The organism is Vreelandella sp. ssv (assembly GCF_059448525.1).
In genome coordinates, this window is record NZ_CM182545.1 from 1911304 (window position 1) to 1926880 (window position 15577).

Annotated in this window: 13 protein-coding genes; 2 read left to right on the forward strand and 11 right to left on the reverse strand. The window is 52.3% G+C overall.

Annotation, left to right across the window (positions count from 1 at the left end):
- Positions 1-82 precede the first annotated feature (82 nt).
- Both AC5TBW_RS08760 and AC5TBW_RS08765 read left to right on the forward strand, forming a co-directional pair.
- Positions 83-820: a sulfite exporter TauE/SafE family protein gene (locus AC5TBW_RS08760; RefSeq protein ID WP_495511682.1), complete on the forward strand. Its 738-nt coding sequence runs from the start codon at positions 83-85 to the stop codon at positions 818-820.
- Between the two features lie 90 nt (positions 821-910).
- Positions 911-2692: an ABC transporter substrate-binding protein gene (locus tag AC5TBW_RS08765; RefSeq protein ID WP_495511683.1), complete on the forward strand. Its 1782-nt coding sequence runs from the start codon at positions 911-913 to the stop codon at positions 2690-2692.
- A 63-nt stretch (positions 2693-2755) separates the two neighbouring features.
- On the opposite strand, the gene AC5TBW_RS08770 is transcribed toward AC5TBW_RS08765, so the two are convergent.
- From AC5TBW_RS08770 to AC5TBW_RS08820, 11 genes are all read right to left on the reverse strand, one after another.
- Positions 2756-3559: an SDR family NAD(P)-dependent oxidoreductase gene (locus AC5TBW_RS08770; protein ID WP_495511684.1), complete on the reverse strand. Its 804-nt coding sequence runs from the start codon at positions 3557-3559 to the stop codon at positions 2756-2758.
- Between the two features lie 633 nt (positions 3560-4192).
- Positions 4193-6505 carry a heavy metal translocating P-type ATPase gene (locus AC5TBW_RS08775; RefSeq protein WP_495511685.1) on the reverse strand — a complete coding sequence of 771 codons (2313 nt, stop codon included), beginning with the start codon at positions 6503-6505 and terminating at the stop codon, positions 4193-4195.
- A complete protein-coding gene (locus tag AC5TBW_RS08780) occupies positions 6498-6956 on the reverse strand; it encodes an ATPase (RefSeq protein ID WP_495511686.1) in 459 nt (152 codons plus the stop codon). The genes AC5TBW_RS08775 and AC5TBW_RS08780 overlap by 8 nt, the downstream gene beginning before the upstream one ends.
- 27 nt (positions 6957-6983) lie before the next feature.
- Positions 6984-8321 (reverse strand): APC family permease, encoded by a 1338-nt coding sequence (locus AC5TBW_RS08785; RefSeq protein WP_495511687.1) that lies wholly within the window; start codon positions 8319-8321, stop codon positions 6984-6986.
- Between the two features lie 379 nt (positions 8322-8700).
- On the reverse strand, positions 8701-9465 hold the full coding sequence (locus AC5TBW_RS08790) for a copper resistance protein B (RefSeq protein ID WP_495511688.1): 765 nt from the start codon (positions 9463-9465) through the stop codon (positions 8701-8703).
- 9 nt (positions 9466-9474) lie between these two features.
- Positions 9475-11301: a copper resistance system multicopper oxidase gene (locus tag AC5TBW_RS08795; RefSeq protein WP_495511689.1), complete on the reverse strand. Its 1827-nt coding sequence runs from the start codon at positions 11299-11301 to the stop codon at positions 9475-9477.
- A gap of 68 nt (positions 11302-11369) precedes the next feature.
- Positions 11370-12704 (reverse strand): ATP-binding protein, encoded by a 1335-nt coding sequence (locus AC5TBW_RS08800; protein ID WP_495511690.1) that lies wholly within the window; start codon positions 12702-12704, stop codon positions 11370-11372.
- A complete protein-coding gene (locus AC5TBW_RS08805; protein ID WP_495511691.1) occupies positions 12691-13356 on the reverse strand; it encodes a response regulator transcription factor in 666 nt (221 codons plus the stop codon). Before AC5TBW_RS08805 ends, AC5TBW_RS08800 begins: the two co-directional genes overlap by 14 nt.
- Positions 13357-13370: 14 nt before the next feature.
- Entirely contained in the window at positions 13371-13874 is a 504-nt protein-coding gene (locus AC5TBW_RS08810) for a cupredoxin domain-containing protein (protein ID WP_495511692.1), read from the reverse strand.
- A 196-nt stretch (positions 13875-14070) separates the two neighbouring features.
- A complete protein-coding gene (locus AC5TBW_RS08815; protein ID WP_495511693.1) occupies positions 14071-14928 on the reverse strand; it encodes a copper resistance D family protein in 858 nt (285 codons plus the stop codon).
- A gap of 51 nt (positions 14929-14979) precedes the next feature.
- Complete coding sequence (locus AC5TBW_RS08820) at positions 14980-15351, reverse strand: copper resistance CopC family protein (protein ID WP_495511694.1); 372 nt, start codon at positions 15349-15351, stop codon at positions 14980-14982.
- Between the last annotated feature and the right edge of the window lie 226 nt (positions 15352-15577).

Here is a 15577-nt window from a genome sequence, read left to right on the forward strand (position 1 = left end):
ACGAAAGGGGGCCGTGACTGTCATGGCCCCCTTTTCGCTCTTGTCGAGAGGGGCCGCGGCTCACTATTAATGAGGCTTTGAAATGGTTGTTGACTGGGTATTCGTGGCGCTAATGATTATTGCGGTGCTGCTCACTGGTATTTCCAAGTCAGGGTTTGCGGGTGGAGTGGGTGTTGTGGCCGTGCCGTTGATCTCACTAAAGGCGAGCCCAACATTTGCGGTGGCGGTGATGCTGCCGCTGTTGATCGTAATGGATGTTTTTAGCCTGAAAGCGTGGTGGCGACAGCGAGTTGATCGTTTATTGTGGCTGATGTTTCCACCTGCAGTGCTGGGTGTTGGGATAGGCTATTTCACCTATGGCTGGTTTGATGAAGCTCTATTGAAACTACTGTTGGGTATTTTTTCAGTGCTGTTTGGCCTCTGGGGATTATTTAAGCCGCTGCGCGGAAAGCGGCTGCCTAGCTGGGTTGGGCGTCTGTGCGGTGGGGTGGCAGGGTTTACTAGTTTTATTGCCCACACAGGTGGACCACCGCTAAACTTTTACTTGTTGCAATGCCAACTGACGAAACAGCAATTTTTAGGGACGGCTGTGGTCTTTCTGGCAATTACCAACCTGGTGAAGCTGGTGCCTTATACTCTGCTGGGCTTGGTGAGTATCGATAACCTGACAATAGCGCTATTACTGATGCCAGTTGCGTGGTTAGGTGTCAGGTTGGGGTTGATTATTCAGAAACGCGTTGATGGTGAGCTGTTTTTTCGAGTGATACTTTGCCTACTGATCTTGCTAGGTATTCGGTTAATCATGGATGGTATCGGCTGATGCTTGAGTGCTTCACACAGCGGCCTACCTTTAAAAAGTACGTATCACTACTTCGTGAGTCTTATGGCTTTATGATGCCTGGAGGTTGTCATGAGAGACGGTCTTGCGGAGATAAATGAGGCTCATCCAGAGGGGCCTTACGATAAGCTATCGCAAATGCCTTCCTCGAAAATTTCTAATACAGAGTTTGCTCGCTTTATCGATTTCATTGAAAAGTTTGAAGATGAAACTGAAGGCACGCTCTCCATGGCACTGGGCTATCGTGAAATGCGCATGCTACTGCACGTCATGCGAAACCACCTTGCGGGTCGATTAACCACCCCAACGTCGCTGGCAGATGCGTCTGGCCTCACCTATGGGACGGCAAAGCGGGGTATCGAGAGCATTATGCAGCGTGGGCTACTCATCTCACGCCCACGTACTAAGTCGGGCAAGACGGTTTCGTTGCATCCGTCCCCTCAAATGATTCACGAGTGGGAAAGCTACGCTGAGCGAATTAAAGGGCTCCTTGGGCCGTTGTTCGGTATAGACCCGTCCTCGCAAACGGCCAATAAGATCTCCTTGTGGGCGCCGTCCACAGAGCGGGTGATATCAACACCAGCGGTACTGTCTGCAAGGCTTGAACTGAAGGGCGGGTTACGCGTTTTAGCCCACGCTGACCCAACGTTTATGGCCATGCACAACCTTAAGCGTCAGTTGGAGTCGATTTTTGGGTTGGAGATTCGCAATAAGGCACGGTCTATTGACAACCTGCTGGATGACATCCTCGTTAATGCCCGTTTGGTGAAGTCGCGTTATGACGTTGTCGCCTGTGACCTGCCCTGGTTTGGTGAATTGGCCGCCAGTGGTGTGCTGAGGCCACTCGACACGTTAATCCAACGCGACAATTATGACCTTTCTGATTTCCATCCCATGGCTATCCAGAGCTCGGGATATGCTGGCAGTCAGTACGGTATCCCGGTGCAAACCACTCCGGAATTACTTTGCTATCGCCAGGATATTTTCGAAGCGGCACAGTTAACGCCTCCCACTACGACGGAAGCGCTGGTTAAAGTGGCCAGAAAATTACATGACCCGGCCAAGGGGCGGTACGGCATTGCCTGGAACGCGGCCAGAGGGACGCCCCTTGGGCATACCTTTAGTTTCCTAATGGCAAAGTTCGGCCAGCCGCTGCTTAATCTACCTAGCGGCCAGGGCGGTTATGACTTTCAGCAAGCCACAGGTGAGCAGTTGCGACCGATGTTTCAATCTGATGCCGCTTATAGGGCCTGCGAATATATGTTGGATATTTTGAAATATTCGCCGCCGAATATACTCAGTATGTCCTGGTACGAGCGCGCCCAGTCTTATGCATCGGGCGAGGCCTGTATGGCCTACTGCTATACGCTCCTCGCCCCGCTATTTGAGTTAGATCGGCACTCACCTGCGTATGGTAATACCGGCTATCTTCCCCATCCGGTTGGCAATCATGGTCGCGCCATAACTCCGATCGGTGGTTATGCCCTCGCAATTCCCGCGAACTTAGCACCAGAGCGTGTTGAAGCCGTATGGACGGCACTAAGGCACCTGACTTCAGCCAACATGTCCAAACTTTACATTATGAACGGTAGCCTGGTAACGCCTCGTTTCAGTGTTAGTCAGGATCCAGAAGTATCGGCATTATCGCCCCTGATCAAGATTGTCGATGATATGGCAAAAAAGGACATTTTACAGGCATGGCCACGTCCGCCCGTGCTTGGGATTACAGAGGTCATCAGCATTGCGGGAAACGAGATATTTGAAGTGCTGAATGGACGGCGCTCGATCAAAAAAGCGCTTTCTATGGCTCAAGAGCGGGCCGACAAAGTGATGCGTGAAAAGGGACATTATTAGTTAGGCGTTAGGAGAGAGGCGTAGCCCCATGCCTGAGAGGCAGGCATGGGGCGTTTTGCTCACTTACTGCATGATCATACCGCCATCAATCATCAGCAGCTGACCGGTCATGTAGTCAGATTCAGCGCTGGCCAGGAAAGAGGCGGTGCCAACCACATCTTCAGGGTAGGAATAACGCTTCATTAGAATCATCTTTTCAGCAAGCTCGTCCATAGACTGGCCCTGCTTAGCGAATTTACCGATGCTGACCAAGTCTTTATCGAGCTGCTCCCACAGTTCAGTGCGCACTACACCAGGGCCGTAGCCATTGACGGTAATATTGTGTTCCACAAGTGCCTTGGCTCCGCCGTTAATCATGGCCAGCACAGCGTGCTTGCTGCAAGAGTAGGGCACAACATCGTCAAAAGCCTGGCGAGACAGAATCGAGCCAACGTTGATGATTTTATAAGGGCCGTTTTCTTTGCCCTGGTTAATCATCTGCTTGGCCGCTTCCTGCATGCCGAGTAGGCAGCCCAGCGCGTTAACGTCCATTATCTGGTGCCAGTTTTCCTCAGTGATATCAAGGAACATCATTGGCTTGTTGATGCCCGCATTATTGACCATTACGTTCAAGCTGCCAAAGGCGTCGACAGTGGCTTTCACCGCAGCCTGAACTTCAGCGCGATCAGTGACATTAAGTTTGACCGCAATGGCATCGCCGCCGTTTGCTTTAATACGTGCCGCTACTTCTTTGCACCCTTCAATGTTGATATCCGCTACGCAAACCTTCGCCCCTTGTGCAGCATAGTGTTCGGCTACGGCAGCACCCATACCGCGTGCGGCGCCAGTAATTAAGCAATTTTTACCGTTGAGTCGAGTGTTGTCCATGAGGTTACCTTGTAAGTTTTGTTTTGGTTCAGTCCACGCTTAAAACGTTGATTCAGGAGGTTTGAAGCATGAAACCTTCGTTAACAAGGGGTTTAATCCTTTATTCATCAATGCGAATGACAGATTTTCTTTACCTTGTGTTGTCATATTTTCGGTACGTCATCTTCGCAATGACAGGGCGGTCTTTTGCTATTATGACCAAATTGGACTTTTCAGCAGGTGCTGCGTTATGGAAACAGAAGCAGTTAGCGTTTGATGACAACTTCAGGCTTTAAGTTAGCTAGCAGCATTTCTTGATTTTAAGTTATTGTTCGCTTCAAGCTCCTCTCTATCTTTAAAAGCGAGTTTGTTACTTATAAATCCATAGTTTTTTTATCAATACATAAAACATATGTTAATGATAATAAAAAGTGGTTTCCATGAAGTGGCTAGGCACAACGTTTTCAATTATATCGACATGTTTTAAGAGCCAAAGCATCGATACAGCACAAGAGATAACTTGTCGCCGGTTGAGTATGAAAGGCGTTACTTTAAAAGTCTAACGGGTGTCTAGAATATCCGGGACGACTCAGGATTTATGAGCTAAGCCACCTTCCTTATGCGATTTATTTCCGATTTAGTCACTTAAATATTTTACTTAATAGATATCATCCTAAGTCGTAAAGCATTGCCAATAACGCTGACTGAAGAGAGTGACATCGCCGCTGCAGCGATAATCGGTGATAACAGCATACCGGTGAAGGGGTACAAAATCCCTGCGGCAATGGGAATGCCCGCCGCGTTGTAAGCAAAGGCAAAATACAGGTTTTGACGGATGTTGCGCATGGTGGCTTTTGAGAGCTTGTGCGCCGTGGCAATGCCGGTAAGGTCGCCACGCAGTAGGGTGACCCCAGCGCTTTCTATTGCCACATCGGTGCCGGTTCCCATGGCAATGCCGACATCCGCTGTTGCCAGCGCGGGTGCATCATTCACGCCGTCACCGGCCATGACAACAATGCGCCCTTCATCGCGGAGCCGCTGAATCACACGGCCCTTGTCTTCTGGAAGCACTTCAGCTTCGACCTCATCAATGCCAAGCCGACGCGCCACAGCATCGGCGGAGGTACGGTTATCGCCTGTCAGCATCACCACTCGAATGCCGTCAGCCTGTAGCGAACGGATGGCATCTTCAGTGGTTTCCTTGACCGGATCGGCAATGGCGAGCAGCCCAGCCAAATTCCCGTCGATACTTACAAAGATGACCGTAGCACCGTCACTGCGCAATTGATCGGCATGTGTGTCTTGAGACCGGGTGTTAACGTCTTCGCTTTCCATCAATAACCGGTTCCCCAGGGCGATACGCTTGCCATCTATCTGGCCTATAACGCCCATGCCGTTGGGGGCCTCGAAGTCCAACACTTCTGTTAATTTTACCTGTGCCTCTTTAGCCTTTTCGACTATCGCATGGGCCAAGGGGTGCTCGCTGCTTCGCTCTAGACTAGCGGCTAAGCGCAAAAGCTCTGATTCAGCAATGCCCTCAGTGAGAATCAACTCGGTCACTCGTGGTTTGCCTTCGGTCAGCGTGCCGGTTTTGTCGACGACGACGGTGTCTACCTTCTCTAGACGTTCAAGAGCTTCGGCGTCGCGGATCAACACGCCTAACTGGGCACCGCGCCCTACACCCACCATAATCGACATGGGGGTAGCGAGACCTAGCGCGCACGGGCAGGCAATGATCAGAACACTAACCGCCGCAATCAGGCCAAACGCCATCGGCGGGGTAGGGCCCCATACTGACCAGGCGATGAAAGCCACAACGGCAATAACAATAACGACGGGTACAAAGATACTAGCGACTTTGTCGGCAAGCCCTTGAATGGGTGCGCGGCTACGCTGGGCGCTGGCGACCATTTGCACAATTTGCGACAGCATGGTGTCCTGGCCCACCTTGTCAGCGCGCATGACAAATGATCCTTGACCATTGATACTGCCGCCAATGACGCCATCGCCAACTTCTTTTTTCACCGCTAGCGGTTCGCCGGTAACCATGGATTCGTCAACGTTGGAACTACCTTCCACCACTTCGCCGTCTAGTGGCACCTTATCGCCTGGGCGCACTCGGAGACGATCCCCAACCTGAACCTGATCAAGGGAGATATCTTCCTCATTGCCCTGATCATCAAGGCGTCGAGCGGTAGCGGGCGCTAGGTCAAGCAGAGCACGAATAGCGCCAGAGGTTTTTTCACGAGCGCGTAGCTCTAATACCTGTCCCAGTAGAACTAAAACGACAATCACTGCTGCTGCTTCGAAATAAACGGCCACCGAGCCATCGGCTTGACGGAAGGTGTCGGGAAAGATGTCCGGTGCGAGGGTGGCCAGCAAACTGTAGATCAGCGCGGTGCCGGTACCTATCGCGATTAGCGTGAACATATTAAGGCTGCGACGGACTAGCGAGCGCCATCCGCGTACAAAGAATGGCCAACCTGCCCAGACGACTACCGGCGTTGCCAGCAGCAGTTGAATCCAGTTAGAGGTTTGCTGGGAAATAAAATGTATAAGGCCAAACGCGTGCCCACCCATTTCTAGGGCAAATACGGGTAGGGTCAGTACCAGGCCGATCCAGAAACGCCGGGTCATGTCCTTGAGTTCGTCCGAAGGACCAGTGTCCGCAGAGACGGTCTCAGGTTCCAACGCCATACCACAGATTGGGCAGTCGCCTGGGCCTTCTCGTCGAACTTCTGGGTGCATCGGGCAAGTATAAATAGATCCTGAGGGTACTGGCGCTTGTGGTTGTTTGCTTGGCTCAAGATACTTGTCAGGCTTGGAAACAAATTTATCCTGACACTTTTCTGAGCAGAAGTACCACGTCTTACCCGCGTGATTGGCACGGTGGTGAGTAGCATGAGGATCAACGTCCATACCGCAAACAGGATCTTTTACCTTTGTCTCGGTATAGTCTTCAGACATCGTTCATTCTCCCCGTTTGGCGAACAAGGCGCATGGCTTCGTGCTCTTCAAGAGCTAAAAGAGACTCTAGGAGCTCTTTAGCTTCTGGAATATCCGCTTTGCCAACGAGGGTTCGATAAAGGTTTATCGTTTGCTCATGGAAATCAAAAACCTCTCGGCAAATGTCGTCAACACTTAGCGTAGAGTAGGGAGCATCGCAGGTACGATGCGTACGGATAGGTTTATGCTCCAAATAGTCATAAACGTAGGTTTTTAATGCTTTTGCGTCAGCAGTCTGTTCAAAGCGCTCCACAACGCGCTGCATTTCCGCTTCCTGTGCAGCTAAGTAATTGAGCAACATGCGAGCGCGCTCTTCTTCGTGTATATCGGCGCAATGAGCAAGGCAAGCTGCAAGATGCTTGTGTAACTGACGGGTCCAATCGATTAACTCACCAAAGGTTCTAACGTCCATTGGGTACCTCCTATAACGCTGTTAACGTTAATGAGTGTGAGAGTGCTCGCTATCGTTTGAAGTTTCGCGTTTGGATAGGAAAATCCACTCGCCGAGTAAAAGAGTGACCATCACTATGCTGGCAACGATGAGCACTAACGGGTCAGAGGTGGCTTTTACCCAAACAAAGCCGATTAACACAACGGCATCCAGCAATATGGCAATGCCAGGAATGAAAGGATTAGCCCCCACACTGTCTTTCAGGTGGCGAAGCACGCCCCAGTGAATGGCCATATCCATGATCAGGTAGAAAATGATGCCTAATGCTGCTATACGGCTCAGGTCAAAAAAAGCGGTGAGCACTAAACCAAACACGATGGTGTAAACCAGCGTGTGCTTTTGCACACTTCCTGGCATATGGAAATGCCGATGGGGAACCAATTTCATTTCTGTCAGCATGGCGAGCATGCGTGAAACGGCAAAGACGCTGGCGATGATACCGCCTGCCGTTGCTAGCATGGCGAGAATAACGGTAAACGCAACGGCTGCTTCACCCAGTGCGGGACGGGCAGCGGCGGCCAGGGAGTAGTCCTGGGTTTCGATAATTTCAGGCAAAGATAGGTTGCTGGCAACGGCAAAACCGACCAGTGCATAGATCACCACGCATAGCGCAATAGAAATCGAGATAGCTCTGCCAAGATTTCGCTTAGGATCTTTAAGCTCCGAACCACTATTGGTAATCGTCGTGAAGCCTTTAAATGCCAGTATGCCAAGTGCCGTTGCACCTAAAAAGCCCGCTATTGTAGGCGTTGGTGCGTCGTTGCCAGAGCCCATTTCGATGGAGTCGGCAATAAACACGCCCACAATACCAAACACGACAATGCCGCCTATTTTGATAAACCCAAGCACCGAGGCGACGGTCTCGATCAAGCGGTTGGCGGATAAATTGATCACAAAGGCTATTAGCAGTAAGCCAACCCCGAGCAGGGGCACAAATAGCGAACGATCCCCCAGGTCAAACAACTCAAGCGTATAGGAGCCAAACGTTCTCGCCAGAAAACTCTGTGCGATCACCATGGAAAAATACATCAGAAGGGCATGAAAGGCGGTGGGAAGCGTCGGGCCATACGCTTTCTGTAAATACATGCCAATGCCACCTGCCGAAGGGAAGGTATTGGACATTTTAACGTAAGAGTAAGCGCTGAAAGCGACAATGACGGCAGCGGCCAGAAAGGCCAGGGGGAATAGCCGGCCAGTCATTTCGGCCATTTGGCCGGTTAGCGCAAAGATACCGGCGCCAATCATTACGCCGGTGCCTAATGCCACCGCCCCAACCAACGAAAGACTGTTTTCTTTATATTGTGGCGTTCTATCCTGCTCAGCCATATAAATTACTCCTAGCATGGATGACTTGTTTGAACGCAACCTGATCAAGTGCTTCGGAAAAAGTAGGCAATAATTATCCAAGCGGCATCCACAGTCCCATTCCCATCATCACTAGGTTTTCGGTAAGTGATACAAAGCCTAATGGAACATTGCTGTTGCCACCGACACAGGCGCACATGAGTTCACGTTTATCGATGTATATCGCTTTAAAAATTGCTTACCTATCAGCCTAGAACCTATGTGCCGCCTTTAGGTCAAATATGTTCATGGAAGACATTTTCATCTGCCTCCCAACCCGTCTTGGTGTCTGGCGATGACACGACGATTTAACAAAAAAACGCCACCTTCCGGTGGCGCGAGTTATTAAGTGTTTAACGGTTTAAAACATTAACCTGACGCCCGCAACCACGCCGGTGTCTTCGCTACTCTCTCCACTTGCACGAGAAAGGTCGGCGGTATCGCCATACTCTTTTACCCAGTAAGCGCCTACATAAGGAGCGAAGCGGCGGGTCACCTCGTAACCGAGGCGCATACCCAAACGTACGGAGTTTAGCCCTTGGCCCACACCAAACTGCTCGACTTCGCTGGCAGCAACGGCAATTTCAGTACGTGGCTGCAGATAAAGGCGTTGTGTCAGGCGCAGGTCGTATTCGCCCTCAAAACTGGCGGCCAGGTCGCCGTCATCGCTCAGTTGTAGGGCGACATCGGTTTCGATGCCGTAAGGCATCACGCCTTGCAGGCCCATCACGCCATAGGTTCGCTCGGCGTGGTCATTGGAAAATACGCCACCCTGGTAACCCACGCCACCCTGTAGCTCCCAAAAGTCGGCAACTAGGCGACTGTAGAGCAGCTCAAGGGATTCGAACTCTGCATCTTCACCATCGCCCTGGACGTTCTCGCCTTCTGACTTGAGGTACACGCGGTTAATATCGCCGCCGTACCAGCCCTGAAAGTCCCACACAACGGCCTCTTCGCCGTTATCGGGTACGCTATATTCAAGGCGATCAAAGAGTGCCATACCCATATTGTGTTCCATCATCGGGGCTGGCCAATCTTTCGGAGCGTCGTAACCATCCTCCGCATGCGCAGCGGTGATCATGAAAAACGCTACGCTAATGCCAGTAAAGTTGAGCTTGGCTTTCATACTGCCTCCTTAAGAAACCTGAACAACGCGGAACATGCCGGCATCCATGTGATAAAGCAGATGGCAATGGAAGGCCCAACTGCCTTCCGCGTCTGCCGTAATCAGTGCCGAAACGCGCTCGCCAGGCTTAACGTTCAGGGTATGCTTACGGGGAATCAGCTCACCCTGGCCGTTTTCCAGCTCCATCCACATGCCATGCAGGTGAATGGGGTGTTCCATCATGGTGTCGTTGACCAGAATCAAACGAAGCCGCTCGTCCTTCTCGAAGTGTATCGGCCCGGTCACCTCGCTGAATTTCTTACCGTCGAACGACCACATGTAGCGTTCCATATTGCCGGTGAGGTGCAGTTCAAGCTCGCGTCCAGGCTCGCGGCGGTCGGGCCAAGGAGTAAAGGCCTTTAAGTCTCGGTAAACCAGTACACGACGCTCGTTGGGATCAATGCCTATGCCTGCTTGGCCATAGCGCGAGCCGGGCTGGGCTTCGCCAGCTGACAACATGCCGCTTGCGAGTGTATTGTGCTGCTCCCCGGTCATGCCTGTGGAGTGGTCCATGCCACTCATATCCGATGTGGCTGAATGATCCATGCCCTCCATATTGGAATGATCCATGCCTTCCATACTGGACATACCCGAGTGATCCATTCCTGGCATGTTGGACATGTCCGAATGATCCATACCGCCCATGCTGTGAGCGCCCATGGCTTCCATACCGCGGTCGGCAATCTGACGGCGATCAGGAATCTCCGCCTGCATGCCTTCGCGTGGGGCTAACGTGGCGCGGGCATAGCCGCTGCGATCCATGGATTCGGCGAAGATGGTGTAGGCTTGATCGTCTTCGGGTGACACCAAGACATCGTAGGTTTCTGCAACGCCGATACGAAATTCATCCACCGGTACGGGTTGTACCGGCTGGCCGTCGGCGGCCACTACGGTCATTTTGAGACCAGGGATGCGTACATCGAAGTAGGACATAGCGGAGCCGTTGATCACCCTCAGCCGCACACGTTCACCCGGCTTGAACAGGGCGTTCCAGTTCTCCTCAGGGGAGTGGCCGTTGAGCAAGTAGGTATAAGTGCTACCAGTGACGTCCGCGATATCCCGCGAACTCATGCGCATTTTGGCCCACATGCTGCGGATCTCAGCGGTGGGAGCCAAGCCGTTATGCCGCACATCGGCAAAGAAATCGGCAATAGTGCGTTCCTGGAAGTTGTAGTACCCCTCCATGGTTTTCAGATTGCGAAAAACCGACGTGGGGTCTTCAAACGTCCAGTCCGTCAGCAACAGCACGTGTTCACGGTCGTAGCGGAACGGTTCGCGCTCGGCGGCATCGATAATTAGCGGCCCCACGTGACCTAGCTGCTCCTGCATGCCTGAGTGGCTGTGGTACCAGTAAGTGCCATTCTGGCGCACGGGGAAGCGATAGGTGAAGGTTTCGCCTGGCGCGATACCAGCAAAGCTGACCCCTGGAACTCCATCCATTCCGGGGGGCAAAATCAAGCCGTGCCAGTGAATTGAGGTGGACTCATCAAGCAGATTGGTGACGCGCAACACTGCGTCCTGACCTTCCGTCAGGCGAATCAACGGGCCGGGGCTGGTGCCGTTGATGCTAAAAGCGCTAGCCTCCTGACCATCAATCGGAATGGATTCTCGGCGGATGGCTAACGATATCTCCGGGCCTTCTTCAACGCCCTTGGAATAGACGTTTGTTCGCCCCCAGGGGTTGGCCCACGCGGGGCTTAAACCCATGGCAGCAGCAGACCCCAACCCCAATGCTGCACTACCTTTCAATACCTGACGGCGTGAAAGAGGGCGAGTCATAATGTTCGAACGCGTCATCTAAAACTCCCAACGGTGATGAATTTCGCCATTTTGAGGGAGTAAGCTGAATCAACGCTGAAAAGCCGCTACGATGGGTTAATGCCCGTCAATGGCAGGGTGGTAATTACCCGCAGGCCACCTAGCGAGCTGCGCTCAAATTGGCAGTGTCCGTTATAGCGAGCCACCAACTGAGCCAAAATGGAAAGTCCCAGGCCGTAGCCAGGATAGCGCTCATCCAGGCGGATACCACGCTCGCCCAGGCGGACCATATCTCTTTCAGCAACGCCGGGGCCGTCGTCATCAATCATTAGATGAATGGCTTGCTCAGAAGTGCTGATATAGCAACGGATCTCACTGGTGGCCCACTTGCCGGCATTATCCAGCACAATACCCAGCATCTCAGCGAAATCATGGGCATCGATAGGCACCTGGTCACGCTGATTAGTCGCCAGCGTTAGCTCGAACGATTGCTTAGGGTAGAGACTACAAAACATATCCCTCAGACGCTGGCTGTCGCGTTTGAGGTGGGTCATGCGCCCCGCATTGGGACCAGCGATACGCGCACGGCGTAGCTCGGCATCCAATTGTGCGTTGATATCTTCTATTCGCATTAGCAGCTTAAGGCGGCGGTTATCATCAATGGGTCTGTTGCCTCTTAACACCTGGGTGATCGCAGCCAGTGGGGTTTTGAGAGCATGAGAGAGGTTGGCCACGGATTCCCGGGAGCGCTGTAACCGCAGGTCAATGTCATCCATAAAACGATTGAGCTGTGCAACTAGACCATCAAGCTCGGCGGGAGCAACTAGGGAAAGCCGTTGACGTCCACCAGCCTGCAGTTCTTCAAGCTGTTGGCGCAGCTGTATTAGCGGTTTCAGTGCCCTATTAACAGCTAGCATATTGAGTGCGACCAGCATCGCGAGCAGGCCTGCAGCAATACCACCGACCCACCAGTGCAGAGTGGCTAGTCCTTTCTTTACTTGAGAAAAATCTTCTCCAATTAGCAAAGCGCCTGTGGTGCCTCGCCACTCGAAGTGTTGACGATATACCAACAAGTGGCGCTCGCCGTGTTTCACCTCGATCAGTGCATCTCCCTTTTCGTTGAGTAGCGAGGAAAGTTGACGCTGCCATTCTGAGTCTGAAGCGGTGATCTCACCATTGATTCGCAGCACGTAAAGGTGATGGAAAATCTGGTAACTTTGACTTGCCGATGTGAGGGAAGAGGGTATCGCCAACTGGTCATTTTCTAACTGGAATACTGCATGTACGGCTTCACGCTTGAGGCGCTCACCGAGAAAATCCTCAGCAAGCTTTTGCAGAAATACGCCGTGCAGTAACCATGTCAAGCCAACAACCAGCACCGCGACTCCGCCCAGCCAAGCTAAAAGACGAAACCGTAAGCTGCGTTGATCAACGTGAAACAAAGGTGTACCCCTGGCCTCGGCGAGTCTGGATGATCGATTTGCCAAGATAACGGCGCAGACGCGCGACGTATACCTCAACAAGATTAGGTGCGGCGGCGTCTTGCTGCAACGCGTAAAGCTGTTCCAGCAGTCGCTCCTTGGAATGAATGCGGTCGGGATGAAGCATTAGGTAACGCAGTAGTCGAAACTCTGTGGCAGTCAGCGAACGCCAGGCTGATTCTTCGCTGCAAACTCGTTGGCTCGCTTCATCCAAGGATACCCCGTTGAGCGAGATGACTTGGGATAATTGACCTGAGCGCCTACGCAGTAGTGCCTTTAGGCGCGCCATTAGTTCAGCTTCATGAAAGGGTTTAGTAAGGTAGTCGTCAGCACCGGTTTCCAAGCCGACTACCTTGTCTTCCCAAGTATCTCGCGCGGTGAGTATCAAAACAGGCGTAGTACGTTTTTGTTTACGCCACTGCGTGAGGAGTTCCAACCCCGAACCATCGGGTAAACCAATATCTAGAATGACAAGCTCGTACTCCTCGGTTGCCATGAACGACGTAGCCGACTTAACAGTGTCGGCTACGTCGACGAGGTAACCGTTGTCTTTGAGACTTTCAGCCAAGCTCTCGGCTAACAGGTCATCATCTTCCAGAAGCAACAGTTTCATAAGCTGATATCGCGCTAAAAGTTAATATCACCATACATCCCTGATTCATAATGACCAGGGATATTGCAGGCGTACTCCAGGCTCGTAACATTCGAGGGAGCTGTCCATACCAGTGTTTTGGTTTCACCAGCGGCTATGGTAATCGATGGCATTTGCCCGCCATGCGCACCTTCCTCCATGTCGTGACCACCATGTCCGCCATGACCTTCACCACGACTATCACTCATTTCTTGCATCATTAGCCTATGTTGTTCCTGGGCTGCTTTATCACCTATCACAAACTCATGTTCAATATTACCGGTGTTGGAAATTTCGAATTTAATGGTTTCACCAGCGGTAACTTGAATATCTTCTGGATCAAACCACATATCGCCCGCTTCAAGGCTAATAGTGCGATCAACATCGGCATTGCTCGCGTTACTGAGAGAACCATCATTTTCGCCCGCTGCCCAAGAGACGGACGCTAGCACACTGAATGATATTGTCATTAGACTGGATGTCAGATAGGTCATGCGCATCGTGTTTACCTCTTAGTGGTGTACTCAAACTTTATATCGCGCCAACCTGAAATGAGCCTGAACCTCATATCATTTAATGTTAGTTCCCTTAGGCCACGTTCACCACCGAGGTGGGCTCGCCGCGGTCTAGTGTCACGTCCGCCGCTCGCTTAGGGCGCGGATGACATTGGCTTTGCCTTCCGGGCTGTCCTATCCGTCACCCGTTCGGTGATGTCACGCTTGTCAGCACCGCCGTGATCAACAGGATAACCGCTATCAGCACCATCTCCAGCGCAATACTGCGCTGGAGCCGACCTGGAGCTGTGGTGTCGCCGCTCTCAAAGGCCGGTACAAGCCGCCACTTGTTCGCGGCAGCAAATAACAGCAGCAGCACAACTATCAATACCTTGCCGATCAAGAACTGGCCATATGCCGTGGTGAGCAGTGGGGTGAGACCGCCTGTTAGCAAGGTGGCCAAAGTGGCACCTGCCAGAACCAGCATGCCAACTCCGCCCAGCGCGAGTCGCCCAAAACGGGTCAGAATGGGGGCGATATTACTCTGTTTGTGAGGTCGTCCCACTAAGTGGAACAGCGGCCACAGAGAGGCCACCCAGAATGCCACCGCCATCAAGTGTAAGATCAGCAAGCCCGCCAAAACGAGGCGCGGCGTATTCACTGTATGTCCTACCTGTACGAACGCCAGCATCACCATTAGCACGCCTAATAGGCTCAAGCTAATGGCTGTTTTCGAGAGTACTAAGTTATTAAGCTGAATCACCTGGACCAGCAGCAAGCCAGTTACCGTCAGTATCAGCCGGGTGCCGGGCGCACCCTCGAACACGATCCCGAGCAGCATTGGGTTGGTTGCAGCAGCCAGATTGCCGCCCCCAAGGTACCCAGCTTGCAAAGGCCATTGGGATAGAACCAAAATAACCCCAGCCCAGGCAGCGAGGATGCCCATCCGGGCGACGCACTTCCGATCGTGATCAGGGAGTTGCGGAAACGCTAGTCGAAACAGCACGGCCCCCGTCGCGACTAGGGTGCTAAGGTAACCCCCGGCCGCCGTAAGAACCATCGCGACGGTCCAGGCATCGAGGCCATTTATTGAGGTCCACCAGGCCACGGGTTAGGGCTGGATCGAGAAGTTAAAACTGTCGGACATCATGTGCCCGTCATTAGATAGGCCGCGCCAGCGCACCTGGTAGTATCCTGCCGCAAGAGGCTCCCCGGGTTTTACAAAGTAGCGCTCGACCTGTTCGCTGCCTAGCTGACCATCAAGAGAAACTGAGCCATCCGGGCCTATCACTTCAAACTGGGTGATGCGCATCATGCCACCAAACTCAATGCCAATATTCGCAGGGGAATCCTGAACGGTGGCGCCATCTTTGGGGGAAGTGGTTGTTCGCCCTTCATGGGCCAATACCGGCATTGCTAGCGAAATCAACAGCGCTGCCAAGCCAGCGGGAATGATAGCGAGCGATCTCATCTTCATTTGCATACCGTTTCCTTATATTTTTTCAGAGTTGAGTGGATGCCGTTACTTCATTCATGAGGCGATAAAATTGATTCCGTTGAGCCGTGGAGATCGTTTGTCCTTTTTGACGAATAAGAAACATGGCTTAGCTCATCGATACCAAGAGAGCCAAGAGAGCGTCCAGGAACACTTTGGCTTCAGGGATTTCCGCTTACTGGGCGGCGTGGTATTTGAGCAAGCATTTGAACGA

What these genes read in the sequence shown, in the direction of transcription:
- AC5TBW_RS08805 (WP_495511691.1), bottom strand. Translation starts at nt 13,356, where the DNA reads ATGAAACTGTTGCTTCTGGAAGATGATGACCTGTTAGCCGAGAGCTTG.
- AC5TBW_RS08815 (WP_495511693.1), bottom strand. Translation starts at nt 14,928, where the DNA reads ATGGTTCTTACGGCGGCCGGGGGTTACCTTAGCACCCTAGTCGCGACG.
- AC5TBW_RS08820 (WP_495511694.1), bottom strand. Translation starts at nt 15,351, where the DNA reads ATGCAAATGAAGATGAGATCGCTCGCTATCATTCCCGCTGGCTTGGCA.
- AC5TBW_RS08780 (WP_495511686.1), bottom strand. Translation starts at nt 6,956, where the DNA reads ATGGACGTTAGAACCTTTGGTGAGTTAATCGATTGGACCCGTCAGTTA.
- AC5TBW_RS08765 (WP_495511683.1), top strand. Translation starts at nt 911, where the DNA reads ATGAGAGACGGTCTTGCGGAGATAAATGAGGCTCATCCAGAGGGGCCT.
- AC5TBW_RS08795 (WP_495511689.1), bottom strand. Translation starts at nt 11,301, where the DNA reads ATGACGCGTTCGAACATTATGACTCGCCCTCTTTCACGCCGTCAGGTA.
- AC5TBW_RS08785 (WP_495511687.1), bottom strand. Translation starts at nt 8,321, where the DNA reads ATGGCTGAGCAGGATAGAACGCCACAATATAAAGAAAACAGTCTTTCG.
- AC5TBW_RS08770 (WP_495511684.1), bottom strand. Translation starts at nt 3,559, where the DNA reads ATGGACAACACTCGACTCAACGGTAAAAATTGCTTAATTACTGGCGCC.
- AC5TBW_RS08810 (WP_495511692.1), bottom strand. Translation starts at nt 13,874, where the DNA reads ATGCGCATGACCTATCTGACATCCAGTCTAATGACAATATCATTCAGT.
- AC5TBW_RS08775 (WP_495511685.1), bottom strand. Translation starts at nt 6,505, where the DNA reads ATGTCTGAAGACTATACCGAGACAAAGGTAAAAGATCCTGTTTGCGGT.
- AC5TBW_RS08790 (WP_495511688.1), bottom strand. Translation starts at nt 9,465, where the DNA reads ATGAAAGCCAAGCTCAACTTTACTGGCATTAGCGTAGCGTTTTTCATG.
- AC5TBW_RS08760 (WP_495511682.1), top strand. Translation starts at nt 83, where the DNA reads ATGGTTGTTGACTGGGTATTCGTGGCGCTAATGATTATTGCGGTGCTG.